The sequence below is a fragment of the Streptomyces sp. NPDC047974 genome, assembly GCF_040653375.1.
GTDB lineage: Bacteria > Actinomycetota > Actinomycetes > Streptomycetales > Streptomycetaceae > Streptomyces.
This window is the reverse complement of the sequence record NZ_JBEZNU010000001.1, coordinates 114,753-128,417: the sequence shown is the minus strand read 5'-3', so window position 1 is coordinate 128,417 and position 13,665 is coordinate 114,753. Positions and strand designations below refer to the sequence as shown.

At 72.8% G+C, this 13,665-nt stretch carries 12 protein-coding genes; 7 read left to right on the top strand and 5 right to left on the bottom strand.

Annotated features, from left to right (window positions below):
* Window positions 1–16 precede the first annotated feature (16 nt).
* Window positions 17–874, bottom strand: a complete 858-nt coding sequence (locus tag AB0E19_RS00580) for a haloalkane dehalogenase (RefSeq protein WP_362170870.1) — start codon at window positions 872–874, stop codon at window positions 17–19.
* A gap of 101 nt (window positions 875–975) precedes the next feature.
* Between AB0E19_RS00580 and AB0E19_RS00575 the strand changes: the two genes are divergently transcribed.
* Window positions 976–1,659, top strand: coding sequence for a TetR family transcriptional regulator (locus AB0E19_RS00575; RefSeq protein ID WP_362170867.1), 684 nt, complete (start codon window positions 976–978; stop codon window positions 1,657–1,659).
* Here the strand turns inward: AB0E19_RS00575 and AB0E19_RS00570 are convergent.
* A complete protein-coding gene (locus AB0E19_RS00570; RefSeq protein WP_362170864.1) occupies window positions 1,634–2,152 on the bottom strand; it encodes a hypothetical protein in 519 nt (172 codons plus the stop codon). The genes AB0E19_RS00575 and AB0E19_RS00570 overlap by 26 nt on opposite strands.
* 202 nt (window positions 2,153–2,354) lie before the next feature.
* Between AB0E19_RS00570 and AB0E19_RS00565 the strand changes: the two genes are divergently transcribed.
* Window positions 2,355–6,149 carry a hypothetical protein gene (locus tag AB0E19_RS00565; RefSeq protein WP_362170861.1) on the top strand — a complete coding sequence of 1,265 codons (3,795 nt, stop codon included), beginning with the start codon at window positions 2,355–2,357 and terminating at the stop codon, window positions 6,147–6,149.
* Between the two features lie 135 nt (window positions 6,150–6,284).
* Here AB0E19_RS00565 and AB0E19_RS00560 read toward each other — a convergent pair whose 3' ends face one another.
* Window positions 6,285–6,890, bottom strand: a complete 606-nt coding sequence (locus AB0E19_RS00560) for a dihydrofolate reductase family protein (protein ID WP_362170858.1) — start codon at window positions 6,888–6,890, stop codon at window positions 6,285–6,287.
* Between the two features lie 513 nt (window positions 6,891–7,403).
* On the opposite strand from AB0E19_RS00560, the gene AB0E19_RS00555 reads away from it, so the two are divergent.
* Window positions 7,404–8,213: a glutamate ABC transporter substrate-binding protein gene (locus AB0E19_RS00555; protein WP_362172260.1), complete on the top strand. Its 810-nt coding sequence runs from the start codon at window positions 7,404–7,406 to the stop codon at window positions 8,211–8,213.
* 317 nt (window positions 8,214–8,530) lie between these two features.
* Window positions 8,531–9,055 carry an ATP-binding protein gene (locus AB0E19_RS00550; RefSeq protein ID WP_362170855.1) on the top strand — a complete coding sequence of 175 codons (525 nt, stop codon included), beginning with the start codon at window positions 8,531–8,533 and terminating at the stop codon, window positions 9,053–9,055.
* An 83-nt stretch (window positions 9,056–9,138) separates the two neighbouring features.
* Here AB0E19_RS00550 and AB0E19_RS00545 read toward each other — a convergent pair whose 3' ends face one another.
* Window positions 9,139–9,558 carry a helix-turn-helix domain-containing protein gene (locus tag AB0E19_RS00545; RefSeq protein ID WP_362170852.1) on the bottom strand — a complete coding sequence of 140 codons (420 nt, stop codon included), beginning with the start codon at window positions 9,556–9,558 and terminating at the stop codon, window positions 9,139–9,141.
* An 87-nt stretch (window positions 9,559–9,645) separates the two neighbouring features.
* On the opposite strand from AB0E19_RS00545, the gene AB0E19_RS00540 reads away from it, so the two are divergent.
* Window positions 9,646–10,467, top strand: a complete 822-nt coding sequence (locus AB0E19_RS00540; protein ID WP_362170849.1) for an NmrA family NAD(P)-binding protein — start codon at window positions 9,646–9,648, stop codon at window positions 10,465–10,467.
* A gap of 89 nt (window positions 10,468–10,556) precedes the next feature.
* Here the strand turns inward: AB0E19_RS00540 and AB0E19_RS00535 are convergent, their stop codons facing one another.
* A complete protein-coding gene (locus AB0E19_RS00535) occupies window positions 10,557–11,435 on the bottom strand; it encodes an alpha/beta hydrolase (protein ID WP_362170846.1) in 879 nt (292 codons plus the stop codon).
* Window positions 11,436–11,652: 217 nt separating this feature from the next.
* On the opposite strand from AB0E19_RS00535, the gene AB0E19_RS00530 reads away from it, so the two are divergent.
* On the top strand, window positions 11,653–12,735 hold the full coding sequence (locus tag AB0E19_RS00530) for a permease (RefSeq protein ID WP_362170843.1): 1,083 nt from the start codon (window positions 11,653–11,655) through the stop codon (window positions 12,733–12,735).
* On the top strand, window positions 12,732–13,643 hold the full coding sequence (locus AB0E19_RS00525) for a TIGR03943 family protein (protein WP_362170840.1): 912 nt from the start codon (window positions 12,732–12,734) through the stop codon (window positions 13,641–13,643). The genes AB0E19_RS00530 and AB0E19_RS00525 overlap by 4 nt, the downstream gene beginning before the upstream one ends.
* The last annotated feature ends 22 nt before the right edge of the window (window positions 13,644–13,665 follow it).

Here is a 13,665-nt window from a genome sequence, read left to right as displayed (position 1 = left end):
CGGCGGTGGCCGGGCGTCAGCGGAATCGATCGGCGATCGCCTCCGCGATCGCGCCGGGCGCGTCCTCCTGGATGAAGTGCTTCGCGTGGCGGAGTTCGACGACGTCGAGCCGGGTGAACGCGGAGCTCACCCGCGGGAGACAGGCCTTCGGCCGGAACACCATGTCCCGCATGCCCCATATCGCCAGGGCGGGTTTGGCGCCGAGGCGGGCCGGCACGTCGCGGACGAGTCCTTCCAGCAGCGGACGAGCGGCGCGGATCTCCCCGGGCATGGTGGCGAGTCCGCGCCGGGCCTCCTTGGTGGGCTGCGCCATGCGGTAGTGATCGGCTTCGGCCGGGGTCAGGGCGGGGCCGCTCCTCCCGAGCAGGAACCGCTCGACCAGGAGGTTCCGTTCGAGGATGCGCCGCTGCATGGGGCGGCTGCTCATGACCACGCTGAACGCCCTGTTCGCCGGCTGCTCGATCGGCCAGAACGCCGTGTTGCCCAACACGATCCCCCTGACACGATCCGCGCGCGGGACCGCCGCGCCGAGACCGATGGGACCACCCCAGTCCTGTCCCATCAGGACGAAGTCGTCGAGCCGCAGATGGTCGATCAGTTCGCCCAGGACCGCCGTGTGCTCCGCGATCGTGTAGCCGTAGCCCGCCGGGCGCTCCGACAGGCCGAAGCCGAGGTGGTCGACGGCGATGCAACGGTAGCGGCCGCGCAGCTCCTTCACGATGGTGCGGTAGAGGAAACTCCAGGTGGGCGAGCCGTGGCAGAACACGATCGGCGGTCCCGCCCCCTCGTCGACGTAGTGGACCCGGCCGGCGGACGAGTCGAACCACCGCGAGTCGAAGGGGTACAGGCTCGGATCGGGAACGAAGTCGACCATCAACGCTCTTCTCCTGTTCTGCCACCGCACCCGACGGTGCGACACACCACGTCCACTACAGGTGTAGAGTGGTCGGTACTCTACACCTGTAGCATCGAAGCGTGTCCTCATCTACGACGAACGGCAGTGGACGGCGGTCGGCGATCGCCGACAGCGGGATCCGGATCATCGCTCGTGACGGCGTCCGCGCCCTGACCCATCGAGCCGTCGACCGTGAGGCGGGAATCCCGCAGGGATCGACCTCCTACCACGCGAAGACACGGCTCGCGCTCGTGGAACTCATCGTCGACGCGCTCGCCGCCCGGTCGAAGGCCGACGCCGAACGGCTCGCGGCGGCTCTGGACGCGGGGTCCGAACCCGGACCCACCCTCGACGCCGACGCGCTCGCCGCGCTGATCGCAGGATTCGTGGAGGCTCTCGCGTCGCGCCGCGACGACATGAGAGCCCGTTACGCCCTCCTCCTCGAACTCCACGACGAGCCACGCGTCCGAGCGAAGCTGACGGCGGACTCCGACGTGCACGCCCTGAGCCGGCGGGTGGCGGCGACGGCCCTCACCAGCGCGGGACTGCCCGGTTCGGACACGCACGTCGAGGACCTGATCGCCCTCACCGACTCGCTGCTGTTCCACCGGACCGTGCTCGACCCGACCGCGTCGCCCCGGCCCGTTCTCGCCGCGTACCTGCGGGGCACGGCCACCGCCTCGACAGGTGAGCGGCCGGCTCGGGAGCACCGCCCCCGAGCCGGCCACGTGGCCGGGGTCAGGCGCGAGCCCAGTAGCTCGTGATCAGGTCGGTGCCGCCGGCGTCGTCGTAGATCTTGACCAGGACGTTCTCGCCCTCCGCGAAGCCGAAGTCGATGGGGCTCGGGCTGCCCACGGCGCGGAAGCGGTCCGACGAACCGTGGGTCGCCGTCCAGAGCTGCACGTAGACGGTGTCGCCGTCGGCGGCGGTGTCGTAGGCGTAGAGCGTCTCGCCGTTCGGGTGGAACTCCACCTTCGAGACGAGCGTGCCCCCGTTCCGCAGCTCGACCTTGAGGGCCTCGCCGCCCGCGTCCTTCACGAAGTACGTGTCGTCCACGGAGTCGTACAGGTAGCACCCGCCGCCGGCCGGCGTGACCGTGAGGGTTCCGGCGAGCCTGGTGCAGTCGTCCGTGTCCACCCGGGCGTAGCGGATGTCCAGCGTCCCGTACGCCTGGGCCGGCGCCGCCGTCCCGAACAGGATGCCGGCCACGGCGGCCGCCGACGTCAGCGCGAATGCGGTCTTCCTGCGTGCGTTCATGTGGGTTCCCCTCGGTCCGCGGATCGGCTCGATCCGGTCGGCGACTGTCGCCGTGACCTCAGTTTTCGCCGCCGCGGCATTGTCCAGCAGACCCCTCCGACCAGTGTGGACAACGCGCCGCCGGAGCGTCGGGCGCCCTTGTCGTGCCCGGGATCACGGGCCTAGCGTGGCCGGGACCGCCATCGGGGGACGGGGGAGTCGGGTGGGACGTCGTGAGCGGCCGCTGGATCCGGCGGACGGGCCCGTGGAGCAGTTCGCGCACGAGTTGCGCCTGCTCCGGCAGAAGGCCGGCGGCCTCACCTACCGGGTGATGGCGGCCCGCGCGCACTACTCGGCCGCCGCCCTCGCCCAGGCCGCCTCGGGCGACCGGCTGGCGACCCTGCCGGTGGCGCTCGCCTACGTCGGCGCGTGCGGCGGCGACGTGGACGAGTGGGCCGAGCGCTGGCGGCAGGCGAGCCGTGAACTGACCGAGCGGGCGGCGGCGGCCGACGACCCGGCCGAGGCGCCCTACCTCGGCCTGGCCCGGTTCGAGGCCGAGGACCGGGAGTTGTTCTTCGGCCGCGAGCGCCTGCTCGCCCGGCTCGTGCCGCTGGTACGCGAAGGGCGCGTCGTCGCGCTCGTCGGGCCGTCCGGCAGCGGCAAGTCCTCGCTGCTGAGGGCCGGACTGGTGCCCGTCCTGCGCGAGGCGACGGGCACCCATCGGCCCACCGGGATCCACCTCCTCACCCCCGGTCCGCACCCCGCCCGCACCCACACCGACCTGCTCACGCGGGAACGCGTCGGCCGGGGCGCGGTGCTGCTCGTCGACCAGTTAGAGGAGGCGTTCACGCTCTGCGCCGACGCCGGCGAGCGCACCCGCTTCATCGACCGGTTGCTCGCCGCCGCCGGGCGCGGCGCCCGGGTCGTGATCGCGGTGCGGGCCGACTTCTTCGGTCACTGCGCCGCCCACGGTCCGCTCGCGGAGGCCATCCGGGACTCCACCCAACTGGTCACCCCGATGAGCCCGGACGAGCTGCGCGAGGTCGTCGTACGGCCCGCGGCCGTCCGCGGCCTGGTCGTCGAGCGCTCGCTCACCGCCCGCATCGTCCGCGACCTCGCCGACGAACCGGGCGGCCTGCCGCTGCTGTCGCACGCGCTGCGGGAGACCTGGCGCCGCCGGCACGGTCGTACCCTCGCCGAGAGCGCCTACGAGGCGGCCGGCGGGCTGCAGGGTGCGCTCGCCCGTACCGCCGAGGAGTTCCACGCCGGACTCACCGCCGCGCAGGCCGTCACCGCCCGCCGGGTCCTGCTGAGGCTGGTCGCGCCGGGCCGGGGAACACAGGACACCCGACGCCCCGCCGAACGCACGGAGTTCGCGACCACCGGGCCGGACACCGCGCTCGTCATCGAGATGCTGGCCCGTGCCCGGCTGATCACCCTCACCGGCCCGACCGTCGACCTCGCGCACGAGGCGCTGCTCACCGCGTGGCCCCGGCTGCGCGGCTGGATCGACGAGGACCGCGAGCGCCTGCACACCCAGCGCCGGCTCACCGAGGCCGCCGACGCCTGGGTCACCCTCGGCCGGGACGGCGGCGCGCTGTACCGGGGCGTGCGGCTCACCACGGCGGCGGAGAGCTTTCCGGCCGGAGGGGACGCTCCGGACGACCTCACCCCCGTGGAGCGGGAGTTCCTCACCACGAGCACCGCGGCGCACCACCGGGAGCGTCGCCGCCGGCGGTCCCTCACGGGGGTGGTCTGCGCCGTTCTTGTCCTCGCCCTGACGGCCGGACTGCTCGCCTGGCAGCAGAACCGGGTCGGCGAGCGGCGCCGGGTCGAGGCGGAGGCCCGGCGGATGGCCGGAGTCGCGAGCAGCCTGCGGCTGTCCGACCCGCGCACCGCGATGCGGCTCGGGCTGGCGTCCTGGCGCCTCGCCGATCTGCCGGAGACCCGGTCCGCCGTGCTGAGCGGCATGACCCAGGAAGAACTGGACGTGTTCACCGCCCCCGACGGCGATCCGCGCACGACCCGCTCGCTCGGCTCCGACGGCCGCACGCTCACCAGCATCGGCCCCGACCGCGTCACCGTCCGCGACGTGGAGACCGGCACGGTCCTCCGCTCTTTCGACGGGCTCGGCGCGGACCTGGAAAGGGTCGGATGGAAGCGCGGGGACGGGGACCTGGTGACCTACTTCCCGCACGCGGGAGCGGGTGAGGACTCCGGAGCGGTCGCGGTCGCGGTCCGCGACCTGTCGGGCCGTCGGCCGGACCTCGTGCTCGGCCGGGCGGCGGGCGGGGCGGAGATGAGCCCGAGCGGGCGACAGGTGATCGGATACGACCAGACGGCCACCGAGTACGCGGTCACGCTGTGGGACGCGCTCACCGGGCGGGTACTCATGGAGTTGCGGGCGCCCAGGGACCCGGAGGCGGACCCGACGGGCATGGCGTTCACCATCGGGGTGTCGGAGCGGCGTTCGAGGGAACGCCGCCCGTCCGCGCCGGACAGCCCGGACGTGGCCCTCAGCCCGGACGGCCGGATGCTGGCCTTCTGCGTTCCCGGTCGACCGCTCGAAATCTGGGACGTCGCCCGGCGGAAGAAGTCGGCCATCGGGTGGAACTCCGGCCGGGACTGCCACGAGGAGAGGTACCAGTTCGTCGCCGGCGGACGGCTGCTGGCCCAGGTCCACGAGGGGAACATCCGGCTCCGTGACGTCGTCGACGGCACCGAACAGCCGCTGCTGGAGTACCGGAGGGTGGTGCGGCTCGGGGTCAGCACGGACGACGGCTACCTCGTCGCGCACACCAGCACGGACGTGCTGCTCTGGCGCCTGGACACCCCGGACTGGCCGGTCGTGATCCATCGGGCCGGCGGAGGGTACCCCGCCGAACCCCGGGTGGACCCGAGGACCGCCCGACTGCGCTTCCTCGCCGGACCGGAGCCGGGCGCGGAGCGCGCGGTCCACACGCTGGACGTCAGCCGTGCGGTGCGGGCCGACTGGAAGCCGGCCGCCTCGGCGAACGCGAGATTCAGCCCGGACGGAAGCCTGCTCGTCGCCGCGGAACCCCCCGGCCCGGACGGGCAGGCCCGTTTCGGGCTCGCCGACGGGAGGACCGGAGCGTCGATCGCCGAACTTCCGGGGCTGCCCTGCCGTTCCCGGCCGATCCCCGGTGAACCGGAGGAGCAGGCAGGTCCACCCTGTGAGGTGTCGCTGTCCTTCCGCCCCGACGGGAGGATGCTCTCCTACTCCACCAAAGGTCCGGGGCAGGACCTGAGCGTCGGCCTCTGGGACGTCGGGCGGCGGCGCCCGGTCGCCCCGCGCGGTCGGCCGGCGACCCGCTGGACGGACATCGCCCTCGCACCGGACGGCCGTCTGGTCCTGTGGGGCCGCCCGTCGGGCATCGAGCTCTGGGACCCTGCACGGGGGCTGGCGACCGGGAAGGTCACCGGCCTCAAGGGCCGCTCCTACGCGGTCCGCCCGGACGGCCGCCTGGTCGTCTCCTTCGCGGGCGAGGCCGTCGAGCTGCCGGACCTGACGGCGGCTCCCCGGGCGCAGAGCCCTGGCGCGGGGATCTCGTCGCTGGAGTTCAGCGCGGACAGCCGGCTCCTCGCGGTCGGGGATCGGTCGGGGCGGGTGACCCTGTGGGACGGCGGCCTCGAACGAAGCCTCGGCGGACTGACCCGTGCCGCCGTGGGCGAGGTGCACGTCACGGCGCTCGCCTTCTCTCCGGACGGCCGCACGCTGGCGGCCGCCTATCTCGACGACGTCATCCAGCTCTGGGACCTCGACTCCCACCTGCCCGTCGGCTCCCCGATCTCCACCGGCAGCGACCGCGTGCACGACCTGGCCTTCTCCTCCGACGGAGCGACCCTCCACGTGGCCGGGGCGCACACACGGCTCCAGCGGATCGACGTCACCCCGGCCGCCGCAGCGGCCGACGCGTGCCGACGCGCGGCGGGCGGTCTCGACCGGGAGGAATGGCGCACCCTCGTGAACGGCCTGCCCTACCGACCCACCTGCTGACCGCCCCCCCCACACCCGCGGCCGGACGGCGGCGCCCGCACCACGAGGTGGCGTGGGGGCGGTTCCCGTCCTCTCCCGTCCTCCGGTGCAGGGCGGGTACGCACGGCCGCCCCGACCGGCGCCGACGGGGCGACGTCAGGCAGGTGTGGCGAGCGGCGGGTGGTCGAGCACGCGCGGCTTGTACTCGACCAGCTGGATGCGGCCGTCGAAGGTGCGGTGGTCGGTCATCTCGAGGGCGACGTCCGGGTAGCCGTCGTAGATGCGTTCCTCGCCCGTGGCACCGGTGATCACCGGGAACATCACGACCCGGAAGCGGTCGACGAGCCCGGCCCGGAGCAGGGACCGGGACAGGCTGAGGCTGCCGATGGTGCTGAGGAGCCCGGACCCGCTCGCCTTCATGGCGCGGACCGCCTCGACGGCATCGTCGCGGACGAGCGTGCAGTTGGCCCAGGTCAGCGGCTCCCCGAGCGAGGAGGAGAACACCACCTTGGTGGCTTGCGTGAGCTCGTCGACGGACGCCTCCTCCTCGGGCCTGAACTCGTCCTGGCCACTCGGGACCTGGCCGGCGGCGAAGCCCGACATCAGGCGGTAGGTGTTCGCCCCCATCAGGTAGGTGACCTTGGGCTGCTCGCCGAGCCACGCGAGGTACTCCGGGCCTTCGAGGCCCCAGAACCCGGGCCAGCCCTCTCCCGACGCGTGGCCGTCGAGGGAGGTGATGAAGTCGACGAGAAGCTCCGACATGGCGGTGTCCTTCCTCAGGGGTTGTCACAAGCTTGGACCGGCCGGGAGCCACAGACTCATCGGCCACGCTGGGAAGCGGCGAGGAAACCCACGACGCCGCAGTCGACGAGGTCGACGAGGTCGACGAGGTCGACGAGGTCGACGGGTCGCGAGGTCACGCGGCACGGGGAGGGGCGGCGCGCTCGTCCGTACGTCGGTGGTCCTGGGGCGGATGCCCCGTTTTGGGGGTGCGGTGTGTGGGTGCGGTGATGTGGCCACCTCAATTTCCGCTCAGATGTGATGACGATCCTCCGGATGTGTCTCTAGTGTCCACTCCATCGATGAGGACGGAGCAAGAGGCACATGAGCGCAGTGGCAGTGACCGAGGAGTACGGGGAGTCCTCCCCGGCCCAGGAGGAGCCGGTCGCACTGTCCGGAGTGAGAAGGCGCCTCGGCGCCCTGCATCTGCTGCAGGACATCCGCCTCACGATCGGCCGCGGTGAAGCCGTCGCCACCCTCGGGAAACTCCGCGGCATGCGCCCGGCCGGCGCCGTCGCGGGTGCCGTCGTCCTCGCTCTGACCGCGAGCGGGTGCGGCCTCGGGTCGGACCTCGGGGGCGAGAACGAGAAGATCGCCATCGGCATCAAGTTCGACCAGCCGGGCCTGGGGCTGAAAACGGCGGACGGCTACACCGGCTTCGACGTCGACGTCGCCACGTACGTCGCCAAGAAGCTGGGCTACTCCGCGGACGACATCGTCTGGACGGAAGCCCCGTCGGCGCAGCGCGAGAACCTGATCAAGAGTGGTGACGTCACGTTCGTCGTGGCGACCTACTCGATCAACGAGAAGCGCCTGAAGGAGGTCGACTTCGCCGGCCCGTACTTCCTGACCCACCAGGACCTGCTGGTCCGCGGCGACGAGGTCTCGATCACCAAGGTCGAGGACCTCAACTCCAGGAAGCTCTGCTCGGTCACCGGCTCGACCTCCGCGCAGAACGTCAAGGAGAAGCTGGCCCCGAAGGCCGGGCTCCAGCAGCTCGGCGGCTACTCCGAGTGCCTGAAGGGCCTGGAGGAGAAGAAGGTCGACGCTCTGACGACGGACGCCGCCATCCTGGCCGGCTACGCCTCGCAGCAGCAGCACTGGGGCAAGTTCAAGCTCGTGGGCTTGTCCCTGAGCGACGAGAACTACGGCATCGGCATCAAGAAGGGCGACACCGAGCTCAAGGGCAAGATCAACAAGGCCCTGGAGGAGATGGTGGCCGACGGCACCTGGCGGAAGCTCGTTCGGAAGCACTTCAGCCTGTCGGGCTACGAGAGCGAGCCCCCGCCGGCCATTCCGAACTGATGCCCCTCCCACGAGCGGCCGCAAGCCCTCCGGCCCCGGTCGCTCGTGAGCGCGGTGCGCCCCACCGGCCCGCCGAGACCCCCGAGCATCGCCGCTCCCCCCGCACGCGGGGGGCGTCTCAGGACGAGCCCACCGTCCTCCCCGCACGGCTGCCCCACGCGGGAGCGGCGCTCTGTCCGTCGGCCGCCGCCGGTGCCCGAGGTCTCAGGTGATACCCGCACGGACGGCGGTTGCCGATTCCTTGGCCCTGTCGGGCGCCCCCGGTCGGCGGGGAAAGGCGGTGGCCGGCCGACCGGTCTCCCTGTCACGATCCGGGTGTGACGACGTTGTTCCTGATGGTCGGCCTGCCGGGGGCCGGGAAGACGACGCGGGCTCGACAGCTCGCCGCGGAGCACGGCGCGCTGCGCCTGACTCCCGACGACTGGATGATGCCCCTGTTCGGCGAGGCGGAGGCGGACGGGAAGCGCGACGTGCTGGAGGGGCGCCTGCTCTGGCTCGCCTTGGAGGCGGTGAGGCTCGGCACCGATGTCGTCGTGGACTACGGCTGTTGGTCGCGGGACGAACGGACCGCGATCCGCCGGCTGGCGGAGGCCGAGGGGGCGTGTTTCCGCATGGTCTACCTGCCGGTGGACGACGAGACCCAACGGGCCCGTATCGCTCATCGCCGGGCGACCGCCCCGGAGCAGACGTTGCCGATGTCCGAGGCGGACATCCTGTACGGGCGGGCGCACTTCGAGGAGCCCGACGCGGCGGAGCTGGAGGGCCGCGGGGCCGGCGGCCCGCCGCCCGGCTGGGAGGACTGGCGGGAGTGGGCCGCCGTTCGGTGGCCGTCGTTCGCTTGACCGCCGCCCATCGGCAGCCGGACACGGGCCGTCCAGGTCCGGAGATCCCGCCGCCGTCGGTCACGACATCGGGGCGTCGTCTGCTAGCGGATGTCGTGGTCGGGGTGGGCGCGGTCGTACGCGTGCCGCGCCTCGGCGATGACGGGGCGGTGGACGAGGGACCAGTCGGCGAGCGCCTTGACCAGGTGGGTCAGGCCTGCCCCGGTCTCCGTCAGGCGGTAGTCGACCTGGGCCGGCACGGTCGCGTATACGGTGCGGAGCACGAGGCCGTCGCGTTCGAGCCTGCGCACGGTGAGGGTGAGCATGCGCTGGGAGATGCCGTCGATGGCGCGTTGGAGCTCGCGGAAGCGGCGGGGTCCGCCGGCGAGCTCGACGATCACGAGGACCGACCACTTGTCCCCGATGCGGTCCAGGACGTCGCGGATGCCGCAGTCGGGGTGGTCCTCGCGTCCGCAGGGGTCGAGTTCGGCGGGGGTGGTTACCCCGGTGTGCGTGAGTGACATCGAACTGCCTTCTTGTGGCCGGTGGGCGTGCGGTCGAGGATCAAGCGTAGTTACCGATGAGAACCACGACGGAAGAACTGATTGATCATGATTCTGGTGACCGGAGCGAACGGGAACCTCGGCTCGGCCACGCTTGCGGCGCTGCGGGCCCGTGGTGCCGTGGCGATGGGCGGCAGCCGTACGCCGGGTGAGGGGATGCGGGGTCTCGACTTCGACGACCACGCGGGCGTCGACCTCGTCGGTGTGTCGACTCTGGTGCTGGTCTCCGCCGGCTACGCCGAAGACGACCAGGTCGTCGCGCGGCACGCGGCCGTCCTGGACGCCGCCGTCCGCGACGGCGTCCGCCACGTCGTCTACACGAGCCTGACCACGGCCGGCGACCACCTCGGCTTCGCGCTTGCCCACCGTGCGACCGAACGCCTGGTGCGGGAGAGCGGGGTGCCGTGGACGATCCTGCGCAACGGCCTCTATGCCGAGCTCTTCGGCGGTCTGCTCATGTGGACCGGTGACGGTGTGGAGTCCGCGTTCGGGGACGGCGCCCTGGCCGCGGTCGCACGAGAGGACCTGGCCGAGGCAGCGGCGATCGTGGCTGCGGACGCGGCACCTCACCGTGGGCGGGTCTACGACCTCGTCGGCACGCCGGTCACGGCACGGCAGGTGGCCGACGAACTCGGCGTCGCGCATGGAGCGATCAGCCTGGGCGAGTACCGTCGCAGGCTCCTCGAAGAGACGCCGGGGCTGCTGCCGTTCCAGCCCCCGATGCTCGCCTCGATCGCCACCGGCATCCGGCACGGCTTCCTCGACGGCACCGCACCCGACCTCGCCGACCTCCTCGGCCGCGCACCCCGCGATCCCCTGGCCGCGGCCGTGGCGGCCGCGTCCGCCGGCAGGCCGGAAGCGAGCGTGTGACGGTCGGCTGCGACCCGTGCTCGGCGACGACCGCCCGTACGTGGTGACCATGACCATGGACGCTCACCGGAACGGGCCGGTGAGACGCGTCAGGGTGCCGTTCGGGAAAGGTGCTGCCGGAAGAAGGCGGCGGCTTCCCCGCCCACCCGGTCACGGACGGCGGTGCGGGAGGGTTCCGGCATGAAGAAGTCCTCGTGGCGCACGTCGGGGCCGGCCGAGCAGCCGCTCGCCCCGGGGATGTGGTCCAGGTACGGGCGGGTGTCGACCTCGTAGGGGCTGACCGTGTCCGCGCCGCCCCAGCGGATGCCCACCGGCACCCGTACGTTCGCCAGGCTCTCGCGGGTCACGAGACCGCCGACTCCGGGAGCCACCTGGAAGACCGCCCGGACCCGGTGGTCGGAGAGGTCCGCCCCGGCGTCGTTCAGCGCCTGCCGCAGGGACTCGTCCAGCGGGTACTTCTTCCGCAGCGCCTCCAACGCGCCGGGGAACTCGGGGATCTCCGGCAAGGGGACCTCCCCGGCCATCACCGCCCACAGAATCCGCGGATCGACACGGACTCCGGCGAGCGCCGCCGCCGTGTAGCCGCCGAGGGAGAACCCCGCCGCACCGACCGGCCCGAGGGGCTGTTCGCGGGCGAGCACGTCGAGGACGAAGGAGACGTCGCGAGGCCGTTCCCACACGTGGAGGAAGCCTTCCGGCTCGTACCCGTCGACGAAGTTGTTGCCGTGGTGGTCCAGCGCCACGACGCGGAAACCCGCCTCGCGGAGCGGTCCCGCCAACCACCCCATACGGCTGCCGGAACCTCCGGTGCCGTGCGAGACGACCACCAGCGGAGCGGGCCGAGCCGGTGGCCGGTCCGGTTCCCACAGGTGGATACGGACCGGTCGCGGACGGGCCGGCTCCCGCAGGTCGCTGCGGGACTCGTCGTGGAGGACACGTATCAGCGGCTGCCGCTCGGAGATCGTCACGGCGCCATCGTAGGTCCGGCCCGGAGGGCGCGGATCGGGTCACCGTCCTGCGCGGAACGCGTCGGCCCGCGCGGTGGATTCGACGAGGACCGGCGGCCCGCCGGATCTAGATGAAGATGATTATCATCCGCTAGTGTGTGCCCGCTCGCGCCGGGTGACCTCCGGAACGGGCTCGATCGTTCCGCCTGACCACGGCGGACAGGAGCGAGGGGGCGCGATGGCCGAGGTCTCGGCGCAGGCGAAGGCGAAGGCGGCGACGGCGGCGGCGGCGACGGTGACGGAGCCGGCGCCGCCGGGGCGCCTCGGGCCTCCGGGCCGGGTTCGGGCCGTGGCGGAGACGCGCCCGCGCAAGCGCGCGGCGGGTGCGGTGCTGGTTGCGGTGACGGTGGGCGCGGTGCTCGCGGGGCCCTGGCTGGAGAGGCTGTTCGGGATCGCGGCGATCGGTGCCTGGCGGACGCTGCTCGTCGCCATCGTCGTCCAAGGCGTACCGTTTCTCCTTCTCGGGACCGTCGTCTCGGCGGCCATCGGCGCCTTCGTCCCCGCCCGGGTCTTCTCCAAGGTGCTGCCCCGCAACCCCGCCCTCGCGGTTCCGGTCGCCGGGGCCGCCGGGGTGGTGCTCCCCGGGTGCGAATGCGCCTCGGTTCCCGTCGCGGGGAGTCTGATGCGGCGCGGCGTGACCCCCGCCGCCGCGCTGACCTTCCTGCTCGCCGCGCCCGCCGTGAACCCGGTGGTCCTCGTCTCGACGGCCATCGCCTTCCCCGGCAGCCCGGAGATGGTGGCCGCACGGTTCGGCGCCTCGCTCGTCACCGCGGTCGCCATGGGCTGGCTGTGGCTCAGGCTGGGACGCGAGGAGTGGCTGCGGCTGCCGACGGGGGAGAAGGACCCCGCTCCGGGCGCGAGCCGGCTGAGGGTATTCCGGCGCGGGCTGCAGCACGACTTCCTGCACGCGGGCGGATTCCTGGTGGTCGGCGCCATGGCGGCGGCGACGTTCAACGTGCTCGTGCCGCCCTCCGTACTGGAGGTCTTCTCGGGATCGCCCTGGCTGGGCGTCCTCGTGGCGGCGGTGCTCGCCGTCCTCCTGTCGGTGTGCTCGGAGGCGGACGCGTTCGTCGCCGCCTCCTTCGCCGGCTTCTCGCCCACCGCCCGCCTCGCGTTCATGGTCGTGGGGCCGATGGTCGACATGAAGCTCATCGCCCTGCAGTCGGGAGCCTTCGGGCGGGCGTTCGCGGTGCGCTTCTGCGCCGCCACGTTCGTCGTGGCGGTCCTGTGCTGCGTACTCGTCGGAGGCCTGTTCCTGTGAGCGGACGACCCACCCCCACGCGACCCCCGCGTCCCCTGGGCGAACTCGCCCTGCCCGTCCTGCTGGTACTCACCGGCGCGGCCCTGCTGCGCGCCACCGTCGGCAGCGACCTGTACCTCCGGTACGTCAAGGAGGGGCTGTGGCCCTACCTCGTCGCGTCCGGCGTCCTGCTCGTCCTGCTGGGCCTCGCCGGCACCGGCGCCGAGGTGGCGCGTCGCCTCCGCCAGCCCGTCCTGAGGCGGGACGCCTCCGGTCGCGGGTACTGGCACGACCCGTCCGACGACCACGCGGAGACACACCCCGGGCACGACCACGGGCGTGGGCACGGTCACGGGAACGGGCAAGAAGACGGAGGCGGACCGGGGCAGGAGGAGACGCGGGGCGAGGCGCACGGGCACGACCACGGTCGTGCGCCGCGCGTCGCCTGGCTCCTCGCCGTGCCCGCCCTCACCCTCCTCTTCGTCGCCCCTCCCGCGCTCGGTTCCTTCACGGCCTCTCGGGACGGCGCGGGGGCCCGCGTCGAACGCTCCGCCTACGAGGAGTTGGCGGACGGGCCGACCACGCCCATGGCGCTGGAGGAGTTCATCGGACGCTCCGTGTACGACCCGATGGGCCTGCGCGGGCGCAAGATCCGACTCTTCGGGTTCGTCACCGCGGGCGAGAGCCCGGACACGTGGTACCTCAACCGCCTGAAGGTCGGCTGCTGCGCGGGTGACGCCCGGACCCTCCGCGTGGAGATGCGCGGAGCGCGGGCGCCCGGGGTGGACACCTGGGTCGAGGTCACCGGTGTCTGGCGCGTCGCCGACGTCTCCTCCGACCGGCCGGTCCCGACCGTGGACGTCGGCGCCGTCGAGCCCGTCGCCAAGCCCCGCAACCCCTATCAGGACGTACCGCCCTCGGGCGAGTGAGCCGGACCTCGTCGCGCTGCCG